Source organism: Opitutus sp. GAS368, assembly GCF_900104925.1.
Lineage (GTDB): Bacteria > Verrucomicrobiota > Verrucomicrobiia > Opitutales > Opitutaceae > Lacunisphaera.
Window position 1 is genome coordinate 808,764 of record NZ_LT629735.1, and the last position, 16,985, is coordinate 825,748.

The window sequence follows — 16,985 nt, forward strand, 5'->3', positions numbered from 1 at the left end:
ACTGACCCACTACCCGCCGGCCGGCCAAAAGGCCGGATTTGACGCAGTCCGGTTGTTGGGACACCGTGCGGCATGAAACGTCAGAGGCTGGCCGAGAAGCCTGTGATCACCTTGCTCCGGCCGCAGGTGGGAGTTTCCTTCCTGACCATCCTCGCGCTCGGCTCCACCCTCGCAGGTTGCGCCCAGGCGCCCTACTACACCGAGCCCGCCCCGTCACCGCTTGCCTACAATGTGCCCGCCTCGGCCCTGCGTTCGCCCGAGGAGCTCGACGATATTTTCGCCCCCATCGCCCTCTATCCGGATGCCCTCGTGGCGCTGATCCTGCCGGCCGCGACCGTGCCCGATGACATCGTCGATGCGGCCGACTTTCTCAGGAGAAACGGCAACCCCGCCCTGCTGGACCGCCAGCCCTGGGATGAGAGCGTCAAGTCGCTGGCCCACTATCCCGAGATCGTGCAATGGATGGACGAGAACCTTCCCTGGACGCAGCAGGCCGGCCAGGCCTTCCGCCTCCAGCCGGCCGACGTGATGAAATCGATCCAGCAGCTGCGCGCCCGGGCGCTGGCCGCCGGCACCCTCCGGAACACGCCGCAGCAACAGGTGATCATGGACGGCACCGAAATCCGCATCGTGCCCGCCGGGCCCGACATGATCTATGTGCCACGCTACGATCCCGTGGTGGTTTACGAGGAGCAGGTTCCGGCTGATGCCGTCTGGGTGACCTTCGGCGTGGGCTTCCCGGTGGGAGGCTGGCTCAACTGCGATCTCGATTGGGACCATCACGGCATCTGGGTCGGCGATTGGGAACATAACCGCGACTACCGCCACCCGCCGTGGCGCGACCGGGACCATGACCGGGACCGGGATCGAGACCACGATCGCGACCGGGACCGCGATCATGATCAGGGCCGGGATCGAGATCAGGGCCGGGACAGGCGCCCGCCCGTCGGACACACGTGGCAGCCGAATCCCGGGCAACACCGGGAGCCTCCGCGCGAACCCGATCGAGTCCGTCCGCCGATCAATCACCCGCGTCCTATCTCCCGGGGCACGGTGCCTGAGAGCCAGGCGCCCAGCCCGCCGCCCGCACCCGATTATCGCCGGGGAAACCCGCCCGCGAATGTGCGGCCGGATCCCCGCGGCTATGCTGCTCCTCCGGCGGTGAACCATGGGCCGCCCGCCGCCCGTCCCGCCGCGCCGCCCACGAGCGTGTTTGGGGGCTACAGCCGGGGCAGCGACGCCCGCGACGCCAGCCAGCGCGGCCAGTCCAGCCGGCAACAGGTGCAAAGCGCACCCGCCGCGCATCCAAATCCACCCGCCGCGCGTTCGGAGCCGGCGTCGAATGACAAGCGCGACCCGCGCCGCCAGCCAAACTGACTTTCCCGGCACCCGCGCCCATGAAAACCGATTCACGATTCCACCTGCTCGCCGGACTCCTCGGCGCCGCGCTCGTTTTCGGGAACAGCATGGCGGCCGCGGAGCCGGTCGCGCCGCCCGCCGCCGCCGCGCCCCAGCGCCAGTTCGCCTCGCCCGACGAGGCCGTGAAGGCCCTCCTCGCCGCGACCCGGGACCACGACAAACCCACCCTGCACGAAATCTTCGGGCCGCACGGCCACGAGCTGATCTCGGGGGACAAGGTGCAGGATGCGAAGGAATTCGCGGACTTTGCCAAGGCGCTCGGTCAACTCTGCCGGCTCTCGGCCGAGGGCCCCGACAAGATGGTGCTCAACATCGGCGCCCAGGACTGGCCCTTCCCCATCCCGCTCGTCCGCCAGGACGGAAAGTGGTTCTTCGACACCCTCGCCGGCAAGGAGGAGATCATCAACCGGCGGGTGGGCGGGAACGAGCTCGTCGCGATCGGCGTCTGCCGCACCTACGTCGAGGCCCAGCGCGAATACGCCGGCCAGGACCGCGACAACAGCGGGGTTTTGAAATACGCGCAGAAGATCAAGAGCACTCCCGGGCAGAAGGACGGATTATTCTGGGAACCCGCCCCGGGTGAGGAGCCGAGCCCGTTCGGGCCCTTGGTGGCGAGCGCCCGCGCCGAGGGTTACGGTCCGCGCAAGCCGGGCGAGGCGCCCCAGCCGTTTCACGGTTATCTATTCAAGATCCTGACCAAACAGGGCCCTCATGCTCCCGGCGGGGCCTACAACTATATCATCAACGGGAACATGATCGCCGGCTTTGCCTTGGTCGCGTATCCGGGCATGTGGGGCGAATCGGGCGTCATGACCTTCATCGTCAACCAGCAGGGCCGGGTCTACCAGGCCAACCTTGGTCCGGACCCGGCCGCCAAGGTCGCGGCCCTGTCCGAATTCGATCCCGACAGTGCCTGGACGCCCGTGCCTGCGCCGGGCCGGCCGTGATTCCGGCCGGGTCGTTTTGCCGAAGAAAAGCGTGCGACAGGAAAGGTTTCGCCCCAACCTGATGTCACCCCGCGCTGGTTCGTTGCGTTTTAACGCCCCTCCCCCAATGCCCTCCCGCCCTCCTCGTTCCCTGGTGATTTCGCGTCGTGATTTTTGCCGGGCCGCGACCGGCACCGCGGCCGTCGCACCCTTCATCGCCCCGTCGCGCCTGTTTGGCGCCGATGCGCCTGGCCAAGGCCAACACCGCCTGATTCGAGGCCGGCCAGGACGCACCCGCCGGCCATTCAGGCCGTCAGGCGCTTGGCGGCATTCTGGGCGAGCAGGGCCAGTTCCGCCGACTTGAAGGCATGGGCCTGCGTCATGGCTTTTTCCGTGCGGTTCAGGCAATCGAGGATGAACTCGCCGAAGAAACGGTAACCGACCTTGCCCTCCACGGGGATGTGGGCGACGCCCTTCTCGTTGGCCAGATAGACATGATTGCCCGTCGTGTCCCGGGCGATGTCGATGTATTTGCGCAGCTCGATGAAACCCTTCGTGCCCAGGATGAAGGTCCGGCCGTCGCCCCAGGTGGCGAGACTGTCGGGGGTATACCAGTCCACCCGGACATAGTTCGACGCCCCGGTGTTGCCGACCAGCGAGGCCTCGCCGTAGTCCTCGAGCTCCGGGTAGTTCGGGTTGGCAAAGTTCCCGATCAGCGCCTGCGTCACCGTGGCATCGGTCGCGCCGGTGTAGGCGAGGAACTGTTCGAACTGGTGGCTGCCGATGTCGCAAAGGATGCCGCCATACTTCGCCCGCTGGAAAAACCAGGCCGGCCGGGTGGCCGCGCTCAGGCGGTGGGGCGCGAGGGAGGTGACCTGCACGACGCGGCCGATGACCCCCTGCTGGACGAGGTCGGTGGCATACATGGCGGATTCATTGTGCAACCGCTCGCCGAAATAAACCATGTGCTTCCGGCCGGTGCGCGCCACCACGGCCTTTGACTGCGCCAGCTGCTCGAGCGTGGTGAAGGGCGCCTTGTCGCTGAAGTAATCCTTGCCCGCCTCCATGATGCGGCAGCCCAGCGGGCCCCGCTCGGACGTGACCGCCGCCGACGCCACCAGGTGCACCTCGGGATCCGACAGGATCTCATCCAGGGACCGGGCGACCCTGGCCTGGGGATATTTCTCCCGAAACGCCTTGGTCTTCTTCTCGTCCGGATCAAAAACCCACTTCAACGTCGCGCCGGCCTCGGTCAGGCCGTTGCTCATGCCGTTGATGTGGCCGTGGTCGAGGTGCGCCGCGGCGAAGACGAATTCGCCCGGCTTCACGACGGCATTCGGTTTGCCCACGGGGGCGTAATTCATCCCGTCCGCCTTGTTGTCGGCGGCGAACAGGTTTTGCGGGGCGGCGGAGCCGGCCGCCATGGCCACGGCCGCGCTGGTGAGAAAGTCACGACGATTCATAGGGTGGTTTGCGCCAGGGGAAGCTTCAGGACCCGGTGCAGACTTTGATCCGGCGTCGCATGCCCAGGAACGTGATTTTGAACCGGTCGTCAAACAAGCGCAAATCCGGGTGGGCCGGCTGCAGCCTGCTGCTCACGTGGTGGGTGCAGTATCACACCGCGACCAGCGTCTTCTTCCACGCGTTCATCGCCATCCTCACCTGCATCGTGACCGGCTATCTGGCCAGCCTCGTCTTCGCCCGGCGCGCCGGACGGAAAAACCTGCGGGGCCTGACGCTCTGGACGATGTGAGCCCCGCGCTCCGATCGCTCTTCCCCGATCCGGCGGCGCCCTCCCCCTCCGCCGATTGCATTCGCCTGCAGGACGAAGGGCTGCTTGTTTCGGAAAAACACGAATTCGCATGAGTGACATCGATCCCCGCCTCACCCGCGTCTGCGAGAACTACCAGCGCACCGTCCATGAGAAGAACGTCGCCGCCTTCCTCGGCCTCTACCATCCCTCGGCCCGCGTCTTCGACACCTGGGGCGTGTGGTCCTATGAGGGCGAGCAAGCCCGGCGCCAGGTGATCGAGCAGTGGTTCTCGTCCCTGGGCGAGGAGCGCGTGGCAGTGACCTTCGATCGCCTGCAGACCACCGTCACCGGCGACCTGGCCTCCCTCACGGCCCGGGTGATCTATGCGGCGATCTCCGCCGCCGGGACCGAACTGCGCAGCATGCAGAATCGGCTGACCTGGGTGCTCAAACTGGAAGGCGGCTCGTGGAAGATCATCCACGAGCACACCTCGGTCCCGATCGGCCCCGACCTGAAGGGCATCCTGCAGCGCGACTAGCCCGCACCTTCGCGTGAGATTGACCGGTCTTCAGTTCTCCGTCCTCCGTCATCTGTCCTCCGTCCTCCGCCGGTTGCTGGCTTGTAGCCGCCGGGCGCCGCCCCTACCCTCGGCCGATGGAAACCACCGCGTGGGCTGATCTGGGCGACGAGGCGTTGCTCGACAAAAAGATCTCCCAGCTCGGCCTGACCCTGGCGGGCACGCCGCTCGCGGCGCTGGTGCAGCAACTGTATGACGAGCTGACGGCGAAGGGCCTGGTGTTCCATCCGCCCTGCCACGTCGGCGACGAGTGGTTCGTGCCCGTCGGCATCCCGGCCATCTTCGTCCCGTTCTTCCTGACGCACGAGCGCCTGCGCCGGCTGGAGCGGACGATGATGCTCGAGGTCGAGGGCGAGAGCCCCGAGTGGTTCATGCGGCTCATGCGCCACGAGGCGGCCCACGCCTATGCCTACGCCTACCAGCTGACCCGGAAACGGAAATGGCAGCGCGTGTTCGGCCTGACCTCCACCGACACGACGCCGGACTCCTACCGGCCGCGGCCCTACAGCCATTCCTACGTCGTGCACCTCGACGACTGGTATGCGCAGAGCCACCCGGACGAGGATTTCGCCGAGACCTTCGCCGTGTGGCTGACGCCGGGACTCGACTGGCGCGAGCGCTTCAAGGGCTGGAAGGCCCTGCAGAAACTCGAATACGTCGAGGAGCTGATGGGGTCGCTCGCCGGCCGGATGCCGCCCTACCAGCCGGGTTACCGGGTGAAGGACTTCGACTGCCTCAACGTCAAGCTGAAGACCCACTACGCGCGGAAGCGGAAGCTCTACGAGGACACCTACCCGGATTTCTACGACCGCGACCTGCGCCAACTCTTCACCGGCGCGCCCGACGCCGGCCGGGCCCTGGCGGCCTCGCGCTACCTCCGCGCGCGGCGCCGCGAACTGCTGGACGCGGTGTGCGAGCCGACGAACGAGAAACGCTACCGCGTCAACAAGCTGCTCGCCCGCCTGATCGAGCGCTGCGACCAGCTCGGCCTGCACCTCCCGTCCGGCGGCCCGGCGCCGGACCTGCCCGTGGCCGCCTACATCACGACGCTCGTCATGAACTACCTCTTCACGGGAAAATTCAAACGCACCAAGTGACGCCATGGCCAAGAGACTGAAAGTCCTCGCCCTGTTCGACACCGGTCAGCCCACGGCCATCGACGCCGACCTGGGGCCGGAGCTGAAGACGGACGACTGGAAGACCGAGGCCGGCGTGCTGGCCGCGCTCGACGAGCTCGGGCACACCCACGAGCACCTGGCGATCTTCGACGATCCCGATCTGCTGCGGCAGAAGCTCCAGACCTTCAGCCCGGATGTGATCTTCAACCTCGCCGACACCTTCCGGAACAACCCCACGTTTGACCAGCACATCGTGTCGTTCCTCGCGATGCTCGGCATCCCCTTCACCGGCTGCGGCCCGTCGGGGCTGGTCCTGTGCAAGCACAAGGGCATCTCGAAGAAAATCCTCAGCTACCACCGCATCCCCACCGCCGCCTTCGTCACCATCCCGCGCGGCAAGCGCAGCGCGCGGCCGAAGCGGCTGCGCTTCCCCATCCTGGTGAAGCCGCTCAAGGAGGAGGCTTCCTACGGCATCTCGCAGGCCTCGTTCGTGGAGAACGACGGGCAGTTCCAGGAACGGGTGCAGTTCATCCACGAGAAGCTGGACGGCGACGTCATCGCCGAGGAATACATCGAGGGCCGCGAGCTCTACGTCAGCATCATGGGCAACCACCGCCTCCAGGTCTTCCCGATCCGCGAGCTGGTCTTCCGCGAGGTGCCGCCCGACGAGCCGAAGATCGCCACCTACAAGGCGAAGTGGGACGAGGCCTACCGCGAGCGCTGGGGCCTGGAAAACCGCTTCGCCACCGGCCTGGATCCGGCGGTGGTGCGGAACATCGAGGCGGTCTGCAAGCGCATCTACCGCCTGCTGACGATCGACGGCTACGCGCGGCTCGACCTGCGGCTGACCGCGCAGAACGAGGTCTACTTCATCGAGGCGAACCCGAATCCCATCCTCGCCCCCGACGAGGACTTCGCCCAGTCGGCCCTGAAGGCGGGTTTGTCCTACCCGCAGCTGATCGACCGGATCGCCCGCCTCGGGCTGATCACCGACCGGGATTGAGGCGGGTCTCCAACTGTAGGAGGGGCTTTACGCCCCGATTCTTGCCTTCCGCCTTTTAGCGCTTGGGCTTCTTCAACAGCGTATGAAACCCCAGCTCTTTCGTCGGTTTCTCCGGCGGGTTGAGCAAAGGCCGGAGCTTTTCGTAGACATCGCGCAGAATCACGTCGTGCGTCACGAGCTTCTTATCAATCTCCACGAGGCGCTTGAACACCGTCGCATGAGCCTGGAGTTCCTCGCGCATCTGAACGAACGCCCTGACCACAAACAAACTCATCTGCACCGCCCGCGAACTTTTGAGCACTGTCGCTGCCATCAACGCTCCGTGCTCGGTGAATGCCCAAGGCAAGTAAGCCGCACCGCGATGCTTCCGGGAACTCATCGCAATTTGCGATGAGTTCGGAGCATCAGACTGATTATCAGTGCCTTCAGAACTTGATATCGCAATTTGCGATATCAAACGGAGGGATTCCTCGCGGGTGAGTTGGAAGCGAAAGTCGGCCGGGAAGCGGTCGGCATTGCGCTTCACCGCTTCGTTAAGCCGTGAGGTGGTCACGCCGTAAAGCCGGGCAAGATCACTATCGAGCATCACGCGCTGACGCCGGATATTATGAATCGGCGGTAACTGTGAGCGATTCCGCCCTGATGGGGCACCCGACTCTCTCACCCTCCGTCCCGTTAGACCGGGACTCCGGGCCAAACCTGCGGCTTGGCCATCTTCGCGCTGCTGCGCTTCGTCGTTTTTCATGGGCCAGGATCTCCTCGCTGCAAACGGCAGCCGCGTGGCCCGGTCATCAATCAGCCGCAACTCACCCAAACGTTCGAGCAAAACTCAGCCCCGACCCCACAGCTCCTGACATAGGGCTGTCAGGGCCTGCTGTTAGAGTCGCCTTGTGAGACTCAAACCGTCAACCTTCCCCATCGCTTTAACACCGAGGACCCAGAGTGCCCAGAGAAGATTACCTCCGTGGTCTCTGCGATCTCGGGGTTTAAAAATCCCTTCGTTTCTTAGCTGCTTTGTGTTCAATTAGCTCATGCCGAAAAGTAACCTGAAACGCCTTCCCCCCAAGAAGCGTCCGCGGAAAGCCAAGGCCAACACCCGCGGCGCCGAGGCCGCCGAAGCCCTGCTGGGCGAGCTGACCGGCGTCGCCCTCGAGACCAAGGCGGCCGTCGAGCGCGCCGGCGGTGTGGTCGTCGGCCAATACGCCGAGCCCATCGGGAAGCATCCGCTCCTGCTGGCCGTGCTGCCCATCGCCGCGGTCGAGCCGACGCCCTTCCAGCGCGACGTGTCCGACATGCACCACAAGAAGCTGGCCGACGTCATCGACCGCACCGGCATGTTCCTCGACCCGATCATCGCCATCACGGCGCCGGAGGGCGGCTTCTGGACGCCCAACGGCGGTCACCGCCTCGCCGCCATGCGCCGGCTGGGCGCGAAGTCCATCACCGCCCTCGTCGTCCCGAAGCGCGAGGTCGCCTGGCAGATCCTGGCCCTCAACACCGAGAAGGCCCACAACCTGAAGGACAAGTCCCTCGAGGTCATCCGCATCTTCCGGAACCTGCTCGAGGACAGCGCCAGCAAGGCCGAGAAGGATTTCGCTTATTACTTCGAGGAGGCGTCGCTCATCACCATGGGCCTCTGCTACGAGCAGAAGCCCCGCTTCAGCGGCGGCGTCTACAACTCGTTCGTCCGGCGTTTGACCTCGTTCGCCGACGACTCCCTGACGAAAGCGCTCAAGACCCACGAGAAACACGCCACGATGTTGCTGGAGCTCGACGAGAAGGTCGCCGAGGCCGTGGCCAAGCTGAAGGCCAAGGGCTTTGTCAGTCCCTACCTGAAGACCTTCGTTGTCGCCCGCTCGAACCCGCTGCGCTTCATGAAGGAGCCGCCGGAGCTCGAGGAGCTCATCAAGACGATCCGCGGCAAGGTCGAGCGCATGAACGTGGACCGGATCAAGCAGGAGGACATCAGCGCATCGGGCGGCGGCGGCGCAGCCGACGACGAGTAATGCCGCGGGTGGACGACCTGCGACGCCAAGGGCCGGGTCGTCAAAGTCAGGGGCTTCAAACCGAAAAAGCAGGCGTAAGATTCGTCAGTTGTTGATTGGCGGTTGGTTGTGCCGGACGGAAAATAAGCGCAACCGGCGGCACTACGGCCGGCGCACCCGGTCCAACCCACTCATCGCGGTTTATCCGTGTCCACGCCCATCTGCCATGCCCATGGACATGCCAGTCTCCCGCCGTCCGTCCCGTCGTCTTCGCGTTGCGGGCTGGCTTGTGCTGGTGCTCTCGTTCCCGACGTGGGCCGGGGCCGCGCTCGACACGTCCTACGCGGTGCAGGCCAGCGCCACGGTGCAGGCCTCGCCCCCGCAAATCACGATCTCCTGGACGACGGGCCCGCTCTCTTCCGGCGCCACCGGCTACGCCGTGTCCCGCAAGGACGCCGGCGCCACCGTTTGGACGCCGCTCATCAACCTGCCCGCCATCAGCACGAGCTATGTCGACACGAACGTGACGGTGGGCCGCCTTTACGAATATCAGATTGTCCGGCAATCCCCGCTCCTGACCGGCTACGGCTACCTTGCCTCCGGCATCGACCTGCCGGTCGTCGATTCCCGCGGAAAAGTCATCCTTGTCGTGGACAGCAGCATCGCCGGGGCGCTCACGGCCGAGATCGCCCAACTGATCAGCGACCTCACGGGCGACGGCTGGACGGTGGCCCGCCGCGACGTCGGCCGCGGCGACGCACCCGCCGCCGTGCGCGAGGTGATCCGCGGCGCCTACAACGAGGACCCGGCGAACGCCCGCGCCGTGCTGCTGCTCGGCCACGTGCCCGTGGCCAAATCCGGCAACCTCGACGTCGACGGCCACGGCGGGCGGCCGTTGCCCGCGGACGTGTTCTACGGCGACATGGCCGGCACCTGGACCGATGCGAACGGCGACGGCGTGTTCGACCAGAACCAGATTCCTTCGGACGTGGGACTGATGGTCGGCCGCGTCGACTTCGCGGACATGCCCTCGTTCGGGAGCGAGACCGACCTGCTCCGCCGCTATCTGGGCAAGGACCACGACTTCCGCCAAGCCATCCGGCGGGTGACGCCGCGCGCGCTGGTGGGCGACCGGTTCGGCGATTTCGGCGGCGAGGCCTTCGCGGCCTCCGGCTTCCGGACCTTCTCCGCGGTGCTCGGCCCGGGCCGCATAACGGCCGCGAATGTCGAGGACATCAGCCCGGCGGACCAACGCTGGATCTCCCTGCTCACCGCGAACGACTGGCTGTGGGTCTACGGCGCGGGCGCCGGCAGCAACACCAGCATCGGCGGGCTCGGCCTCCACGGCCTCTACTTCGACGTGTGGTCCACCGACCTCGTGAACCAGGGCGCGCGCGGGACCTTCTACCTGCTGTTTGGCAGCTGGCTGCTGGACTGGAGCCAGCCGGACAACATCATGCGGGCCGCCCTCGCGGCGCCCGACTACGGCCTGACGGCGGCCTTCTCCGGCCGGCCGCACCTTTTCTTCCAACACATGGCGATGGGCGAGACCGCGGGTTTCGGCATCCGGCTGAGCCAGAACAACACCACGCTCTATACCAACCAGGTGAACCTCCAGACCCGCGGCATCCATATCGCGCTGCTGGGCGATCCGACACTGCGCATGCATGTCGTCGCGCCACCGGGCGGATTGAGCGTGACGACCGGCGGGGGCTCGCCGCAGCTGTCCTGGACCGCCTCGCCGGACGCCGACACCGGCTATCATGTCTATCGCGCGACGAGCGACGCCGGGCCGTTCACCCGGATCACCGATTCGCCCGTGACGGCGACAACGTTCACCGATCTCAGCGCACCCGCGGGCACGTTCACGTATATGGTGCGGGCCGTCCGGCACGAGGTGTCGGGCGGGGGCACCTATTTCAACCAGAGCCAGGGGGCCTTTATCGCGGCCTCGAGCACCAATCCGACGCCCAGCCCCACGCCCAGTCCGGCACCCAGTCCGAGCCCGTCGCCCAGCCCGAGCCCGTCCCCGGGCGGCGGGGGCATGGCGGCGCCGAATGGCGGCGGTGGAGGCGGCGCGACTTCTCCGTGGATGTCCGCGGCGCTCATCCTCCTGGTCCTCCTGCGCGTCCGTTTGCGGCGATCCGAAAGGTGACAGGGTGCGGTCGCCCGACAGGCACCAGGGGCCGGATCGTCAAAATCACACCGAAGAAGAAAGACCTGATGGTTGCAGTTCGGCCCGGATTGGGCATCGTAGCCGCCACCCACCCGCTTCCTCCCATGGCCAAGCCTGCCTGTTACTCCGTCAAAGCCTTCTCCGCCACCGCGGCCACGGCCCCGCTCGCCGCCGCCACCATCGAGCGCCGCTCGCCGCGCGCCACCGATGTCCAGATCCAGATCCAATATTGCGGCGTCTGCCATTCCGATCTCCACTTTGCCCGCAATGAATGGCACTTCACGCAGTATCCGGCCGTGCCGGGCCACGAGATCGTCGGCAAGGTGACGGCCACCGGCAAGGGCGTGAAGAAGTTCAAGGTGGGCGACACCGTCGGCGTGGGCTGCCTCGTCGATTCCTGCCGCACCTGTCCGGAATGCCGCGCGGGCCTCGAGCAGTTCTGCAACGGCATGGTGATGACCTACGGCAGCACGGACCCGATCCTCGGTGGCGGCACCCTCGGCGGCTATTCGCAGAGCATCGTCGTGACGGAGGACTTCGTGCTCCGCCTGCCCGCCAACCTCGATCCCGCCGCCGCCGCGCCGCTGCTGTGCGCCGGCATCACCACCTATTCCCCGCTGCGCCACTGGAAGGTCGGCAAGGGCCAGAAGGTCGGCATCGTCGGCCTGGGCGGCCTCGGCCACATGGGCGTCAAGTTCGCCAAGGCCTTTGGCGCCCACGTCGTCCTGTTCACCACGTCGACCGGCAAGGTCGCGGACGGCAAGCGCCTCGGCGCCCACGAGGTCGTGATCTCCAAGGACGAGGCCCAGATGGCGGCCCATGCCGGCAGCTTTGACTTCATCCTGGACACCGTTTCCGCCAACCACGACCTCAACGCTTATTTCAACCTGCTGAAGCGCGACGGCAACCTGACGCTGGTCGGCGCGCCCGAGCAGCCGCTGCCCGTGGCGGCATTCCCCCTGATCATGCGCCGCCGCTCCTTCTCCGGCTCGCTCATCGGCGGGCTGCCCGAGACGCAGGAAATGCTGGATTTCTGCGGCAAGCACAAGATCACCTGCGACATCGAGATGATCCGCATGGACCAGATCAACACCGCCTACGAGCGCATGCTCAAGAGCGACGTGAAATACCGCTTCGTGATCGACATGGCCTCGCTCAAGTGAGCCCGGCCGGACCGGTCACCCGCCCATATACGCCCGATAGCCGGACAGCTCGTCCTCGGTGACGGGTTCCACGCCCAGGAGGATATGCTTCTCGCCCCAGCCCTCGGGCGACATGGGCGCGTGCCCGAGGGCGACCTTGAGCGAGGACGACTTGATCCCCTGCGGCGGCTCCTTGAAATCCTCCGCGTAAATCCGGATGTGCACGGCGAAGTCCACGCGCAGCACCTTGACGATCATATAACCCGTGCCGTCCGACCGTTTCCCGGCATAGAGGCCGCCCGGGATGATTGCGCCCCGCGTCACGGCTTGGGGGCCTGCTTGGCCAGGAACTTCTGATACCGGCCCTCGTTCAGTTTCCACATGATCCAGCCGAAGGCGGCGCCGCCGAGCAGCCAGATCACTAGGGAAATCGCGAGCCGCAGCGGTTCCGGCATCACCTCCGACTTGCGGTTCACCAAGAACGTCATGACGACGAACATCGGCACGCCGTAGGAGAGGACGCCCGTGATGAGGATGAAGCGCTTCTTCCCCTTCCGACGGAGCAGATCCCAGTTCCTCAGATCCCGGGGAAGCTCGTCCGGTGCGGGAGTCTGGCTCATGCCCGCACGCTAGCACCGCCCCGCTCCGCGCCAAGCCGGAACACCGTCCCGAAGGGCTCTGGCGTGGTTTAAACTGCCTTGGCATTTATCCGCGGGAGCGTTTTTCTCCCGGCATGTTGAAACGCCTCCTTCCCCTCGGGCTGGCCCTGGTCTTCGCCGTCGGCTCGCTCCCGGCCGTCGAAACCACCGAGCCGCCGAACCTCTATACCCTCAAGCAGCAGATCACCGCCTATGTCGCCACGGGCCAATACGGCAAGGAGGTCGCCAAGGTCGCCGCCGAGGCCAACGCCTACCTCGTCAAACGCATCCCCAAGGGCATCCCGCGCAGCGCCAAGACCAGCAAGAAGCTGGCCGTGGTGTTCGACATCGACGAGACCATCCTGAGCAACGTCCGCCACATCCAGGCCAACGACTACGGGTATATCCCGAAAATCTGGGACACCTGGGTGGCCGAGGGCCAGTGCACCGCCATCTACCCGGTCCAGGCCGTCTACCAGACCGCCGTCAACGCCAAGGTGGATGTGTTCTTCATCACCGGCCGGACCGAAAAGGACGCGCCCGCCACCGAGCGCAACCTGCGCCAGGTCGGCTACGAGACCTGGTCCCGGATCATCTACAAGCCCGCCGACTTCGCGGAATCGACCCGGGCCTTCAAGATCGACGTCCGCCGCAAGCTGGCCGCCGAAGGCTACCTGATCATCCTCAACATGGGCGACCAGGACAGCGACCTGCTCGGCGGTTACAGCGAGCGGATCTTCAAGCTGCCGAATCCGTTCTATATCGTGAACTAGATCGGGATATTTTTAACGCAGAGGTCGCAGAGGGCACGGAGAGAATCTCCCATCAGGCTCAGTGCCCTCCGCGGGCTCTGGGTTTAAAACGGTTTGGTTGGTCTCCCATCCGGGTCCATCGGCGCAATCCGTGGTTAAAAAAACTTATACCAATCGCTTCAAACTACTCCACTCTACACCAAGGTCGCCAAGACCGCGAAGCAGATCCTGCGATGGGAAATATCTCTGCGTTCTTGCGGCCTTCGTGTAAAAGCTTTGGGTGTTTGGTATTATCTTATTATCTGGCGGGTGCGGCAGTCACCGGAGCTTCCACCGGCGCGGGCTCCCAGAAGTAATGCCCTTGCTGCACGCGGTTGTAGCGGATCCAGATGGCGCCGGCGATGAGTGCGACGAGCACGGCCAGCAGCGCGAACCGCCGGCGACGGGCCGCGGCCTCCTTGTCCTCGTAGGGATCATCGAGGGAAAGTTTTGATCCGGCGGGCTTGCGCGCCAGCTCGGTCAGGGCGGAGCCGAAGGGAATGTTGATCTTCACGCGGCCGTTGATGGCCCAGCCGTTGCTTTCCAGGATCGGCCCGAGCGTGCGCTGCCGGAGCTTGAGCCAGGCGATGATCACCGCGGGCAGCGAGATCGCGAGCATGACGGCAACGAGCACCAGCGGGAGCTGCCACCAGTGCAGCTCGGCCAGCTTGGCGCTGACCGTCGCGAGCGCGCCGCCGATGGCCCCGACGGCCACGCCGAGGGCGGCGACGACGCCGACATCCAGCTTCTTCGGCGGCGGGGGTGGCGGCACCGGTTGCGTGGCCGCGACCGCGCTCTGGGCGGCGGCGTTGGCGGCGGCATCCACCGCCTTGTCGGCGACCTTGCCGAGGCGGTCGTTGGCCGCGGCATCGGCGGCCGCCGCGCGCTTGGCGACCATCTCGTCGATCAGGCGGACAAATTTCTTGTAAGGTGACCAGAACGCCTGACGCAGGCTGATCGGGTTGTCCACCAGGCTGGTGATGACCGCATCCCAGTCCCGGCCCTGACGGTCGTAGAAGACGCCGTTGCGTCCCACAAAGAGGTAGTCGCTGTCACCTTGGGTGAAGCAGGCCGCCACCTTCATCGCGGCGCCGCCGGTCCGCTTGCAGTCCACATAGGCGATGTAAATCTTGCCCATGGCGGCGAGCGGGCTGGGCCCGGTCACCTGGATGCACAGCTCCGTGCTGCGACTGTCGAGGTAGAGCGTGCCGGCCTGGAAGACGGCCCACTTGTCGCGCGAGTAGAAGTCGGCGAAATTCACGAAGTTGTGCAGCAACGCGCGCAGATCGCGGTAATAGTGCGTCAGCCGGTCGACATCGGTGATGGCCTTGAACTCCGGCTCGAGGGCCTTGTCCCGCGCGAGCAGGTCGGCCAGCACCGCGCGGCCCTGGCCGGCGAGGACCGCCTTGACCCGGGGCAGGCCGAGCTTTTCCACCGCACTGCCGGCCTTGCCGCCCAGCCAGGTCTCGTAGGCCGAGAACTTGGCGTTCAACGCGGCCCATTCCTCGGCGGTCAGCATCTTTTTCTCGGCGCCGTAGATGGGTTTGACGACCGCCTGTTGCAAGGTGGCGAGCGCCCCGGCCCACGCGGGGTTGACCCCCTCCACCAAAGGCAGCGGACGTCCGGCCTCGATGCGGGCCAGCGGGAAACCGGCGACCTCCTCGGCGGTGATTTTCAGGTCCTTGGCGGCGATCGCCAGATATTCGCTCTCGGCGCGGTTGAGCGCCGCGGTGGCGCGGCTGTCAAAGGCCGCGAGCCGGCAGCGGCCGTAGTAGTCCTCGGCCTTGGCACGGACGGCTTTCAGCGCGGCGCACGCGGCGTCGGTCGCATCTCCCAGGATGGCGATGTCCTTGGCCGAGCTCTGCCCCACCCACGCGGCGTAGGCCGCGAGCTCCGTGAAAAATGCGTCAACCTTTTCCGCGGTGACGCCGACCGAGCCGGTGCGATCCGAAGCGCCCCCAAAACAGGCGATGATATCCTTGATCAAGGCCTGCGCCTCCGGGTCCTCCGTGGCCTCGGGCGGGATGACACCGTCGCCGTTGAGCGGGCTGGCGGAGAAGATCTTCGCCGTGTCGGAGGCATCGGCCGCGGCAATGGCGGCGGCGCTCCTTTTTCCCAGGTTGGCGAGCACCTGTTTGGCGGAGGCCAGGATGATCTTCCCCTCGGGCGTCGCATCGTTGATTGCCGCCAAGGGCAGGGCGTCGGCGCCTTTTAAAAGGTCGCCGGGCTCCCTCAACCGGGCGGACGCCCACTTGATCGCGGCGAGCAGTTCCGGCACGCGGATGTGCCCGTCGCCGTCGGTGTCGATCATCGCGAGGGTCTTCTCGTCGAGTTCGAGGCCCTTCACCGGGCAGCTCAGTGCCACCCACAGCTTGGGGTCGAGCTGCTCGAGATTGAGCAGGTCGGCGCCGGTTTCGAGGGAGACCTGGTCGAGCTCGCCGGTCCGGAAGAATTTCCAGGAGTGCATGGAGGTGGGTGGATGAAAGGAGGCTGCTGAAGGAACCCCGGCATCCTTGCGGCCGGGGCCGTTTTTGGCAAACGCGAAGCGCAAACCTGTAGCGGCGCTCTATGAACGCCGGACGGCGGTCCCAGACCGCCGCTACAGAAATTCCCGCTCGCCGCTCCGGCTGCCCCGCCCCACCCTGTCTCATGCACCGCGAAATTCACCGGTGGCGCAGCCCGCGCCTGGACAAGAACATGGAGGTGGCGGTCTACGGCCACTACGGCTTCGCGCTGCTCATGTTCCCCACCGCCGCGGCCGACTTCCTGGAATACGAGCGCTTCCACGTGATCGACTCGCTCTCCCGCTTCATCAACAGCGGCTGGGTGAAGGTTTTCTCGATCAACTCCATCAACAACGAGAGCTGGCTGAACGACTCGATGCCCCCGCGGCACAAGGCCATCCGCCACCAGCAGTTCAACGGCTATGTGACGGAGGAGGTCCTCCCCTTCATCCATTCGCACTGCGGCGGCCGCGTGATGACCATCACCACCGGCGCCTCCTTCGGCGCGCTGCACGCCGCCAACACGCTCTTCCGCCGCCCCGACCTGGTCGACGGCTGCATCGCGATGTCCGGCGTCTACGACCTGAAGGAATACACCAAGGGCTACTGGGACGAGGACGTGTATTTCAACTCGCCGGTCGACTACCTGCCCAACCTGAACGATGAGGGCACCCTCGCCCACCTCCGCGCGAAGCACCACATCCACTTCGTCTCCGGCCAGGGCGACCACGAGATGCCGTCGTCCTCGGTGGACATCGGCCGCATCCTCTCCGGCAAGGGCATCCCGCACGAGATCGACCTCTGGGGCCACGATGTGAACCACGACTGGCCCTGGTGGCGCCGCATGCTCCCGCACTACCTCGGGACGAAGTTTTAGTGGAGAGCGCACGTCCCTGCGGGCCGTCCGCCTTAAAGTAGGGTCGGCGCTTGCGCCGACCTCGCCCACATGGTCG

16 protein-coding genes are annotated in these 16,985 nt (G+C 66.0%); 11 read left to right on the plus strand and 5 right to left on the minus strand.

The window, feature by feature from the left end; translation table 11 throughout:
• The first annotated feature begins 72 nt into the window (after window positions 1–72).
• Together BLU29_RS03520 and BLU29_RS03525 are read left to right on the plus strand one after the other, a co-directional pair.
• Complete coding sequence (locus BLU29_RS03520; protein WP_091055193.1) at window positions 73–1,377, plus strand: DUF3300 domain-containing protein; 1,305 nt, start codon at window positions 73–75, stop codon at window positions 1,375–1,377.
• A 20-nt stretch (window positions 1,378–1,397) separates the two neighbouring features.
• Window positions 1,398–2,366, plus strand: a complete 969-nt coding sequence (locus tag BLU29_RS03525; RefSeq protein ID WP_197677757.1) for a DUF2950 domain-containing protein — start codon at window positions 1,398–1,400, stop codon at window positions 2,364–2,366.
• Window positions 2,367–2,650: 284 nt separating this feature from the next.
• Here the strand turns inward: BLU29_RS03525 and BLU29_RS03530 are convergent, their stop codons facing one another.
• A complete protein-coding gene (locus tag BLU29_RS03530) occupies window positions 2,651–3,769 on the minus strand; it encodes a Gfo/Idh/MocA family oxidoreductase (protein WP_343125157.1) in 1,119 nt (372 codons plus the stop codon).
• Between the two features lie 98 nt (window positions 3,770–3,867).
• Between BLU29_RS03530 and BLU29_RS03535 the strand changes: the two genes are divergently transcribed.
• The 4 genes from BLU29_RS03535 to BLU29_RS03550 all read left to right on the plus strand — a co-directional run bounded on the left by BLU29_RS03535 (window position 3,868) and on the right by BLU29_RS03550 (window position 6,796).
• Entirely contained in the window at window positions 3,868–4,098 is a 231-nt protein-coding gene (locus BLU29_RS03535; protein ID WP_157693599.1) for a hypothetical protein, read from the plus strand.
• A 109-nt stretch (window positions 4,099–4,207) separates the two neighbouring features.
• Complete coding sequence (locus BLU29_RS03540; RefSeq protein ID WP_091055196.1) at window positions 4,208–4,636, plus strand: nuclear transport factor 2 family protein; 429 nt, start codon at window positions 4,208–4,210, stop codon at window positions 4,634–4,636.
• A 116-nt stretch (window positions 4,637–4,752) separates the two neighbouring features.
• Window positions 4,753–5,772, plus strand: coding sequence for a hypothetical protein (locus BLU29_RS03545; RefSeq protein ID WP_091055197.1), 1,020 nt, complete (start codon window positions 4,753–4,755; stop codon window positions 5,770–5,772).
• A gap of 4 nt (window positions 5,773–5,776) precedes the next feature.
• Window positions 5,777–6,796, plus strand: a complete 1,020-nt coding sequence (locus BLU29_RS03550) for an ATP-grasp domain-containing protein (RefSeq protein ID WP_091055198.1) — start codon at window positions 5,777–5,779, stop codon at window positions 6,794–6,796.
• Between the two features lie 55 nt (window positions 6,797–6,851).
• On the opposite strand, the gene BLU29_RS03555 is transcribed toward BLU29_RS03550, so the two are convergent.
• Window positions 6,852–7,541 (minus strand): ORF6N domain-containing protein, encoded by a 690-nt coding sequence (locus BLU29_RS03555; RefSeq protein ID WP_091055199.1) that lies wholly within the window; start codon window positions 7,539–7,541, stop codon window positions 6,852–6,854.
• A 286-nt stretch (window positions 7,542–7,827) separates the two neighbouring features.
• On the opposite strand from BLU29_RS03555, the gene BLU29_RS03560 reads away from it, so the two are divergent.
• From BLU29_RS03560 to BLU29_RS03570, 3 genes are all read left to right on the plus strand, one after another.
• Entirely contained in the window at window positions 7,828–8,802 is a 975-nt protein-coding gene (locus BLU29_RS03560) for a ParB N-terminal domain-containing protein (RefSeq protein ID WP_091055200.1), read from the plus strand.
• Window positions 8,803–9,019: 217 nt separating this feature from the next.
• The gene (locus BLU29_RS03565; RefSeq protein WP_157693600.1) at window positions 9,020–10,936 is read left to right on the plus strand and encodes a fibronectin type III domain-containing protein; all 1,917 of its coding nucleotides are present in this window, start codon (window positions 9,020–9,022) and stop codon (window positions 10,934–10,936) included.
• Between the two features lie 125 nt (window positions 10,937–11,061).
• Window positions 11,062–12,120, plus strand: a complete 1,059-nt coding sequence (locus BLU29_RS03570; RefSeq protein ID WP_091055202.1) for an NAD(P)-dependent alcohol dehydrogenase — start codon at window positions 11,062–11,064, stop codon at window positions 12,118–12,120.
• A 15-nt stretch (window positions 12,121–12,135) separates the two neighbouring features.
• Here BLU29_RS03570 and BLU29_RS03575 read toward each other — a convergent pair whose 3' ends face one another.
• Both BLU29_RS03575 and BLU29_RS03580 read right to left on the minus strand, forming a co-directional pair.
• Complete coding sequence (locus tag BLU29_RS03575; protein ID WP_157693601.1) at window positions 12,136–12,423, minus strand: hypothetical protein; 288 nt, start codon at window positions 12,421–12,423, stop codon at window positions 12,136–12,138.
• Window positions 12,420–12,719 (minus strand): hypothetical protein, encoded by a 300-nt coding sequence (locus tag BLU29_RS03580; RefSeq protein ID WP_091055204.1) that lies wholly within the window; start codon window positions 12,717–12,719, stop codon window positions 12,420–12,422. Before BLU29_RS03580 ends, BLU29_RS03575 begins: the two co-directional genes overlap by 4 nt.
• A 113-nt stretch (window positions 12,720–12,832) precedes the next feature.
• Here BLU29_RS03580 and BLU29_RS03585 point away from each other — a divergent pair, with 113 nt between their 5' ends.
• A complete protein-coding gene (locus BLU29_RS03585; protein ID WP_091055206.1) occupies window positions 12,833–13,510 on the plus strand; it encodes an HAD family acid phosphatase in 678 nt (225 codons plus the stop codon).
• Between the two features lie 277 nt (window positions 13,511–13,787).
• Here BLU29_RS03585 and BLU29_RS03590 read toward each other — a convergent pair whose 3' ends face one another.
• Window positions 13,788–15,995: a hypothetical protein gene (locus tag BLU29_RS03590; RefSeq protein WP_091055207.1), complete on the minus strand. Its 2,208-nt coding sequence runs from the start codon at window positions 15,993–15,995 to the stop codon at window positions 13,788–13,790.
• A 182-nt stretch (window positions 15,996–16,177) separates the two neighbouring features.
• Between BLU29_RS03590 and BLU29_RS03595 the strand changes: the two genes are divergently transcribed.
• Window positions 16,178–16,909 (plus strand): alpha/beta hydrolase-fold protein, encoded by a 732-nt coding sequence (locus tag BLU29_RS03595; protein ID WP_091055208.1) that lies wholly within the window; start codon window positions 16,178–16,180, stop codon window positions 16,907–16,909.
• Window positions 16,910–16,985 lie beyond the last annotated feature (76 nt).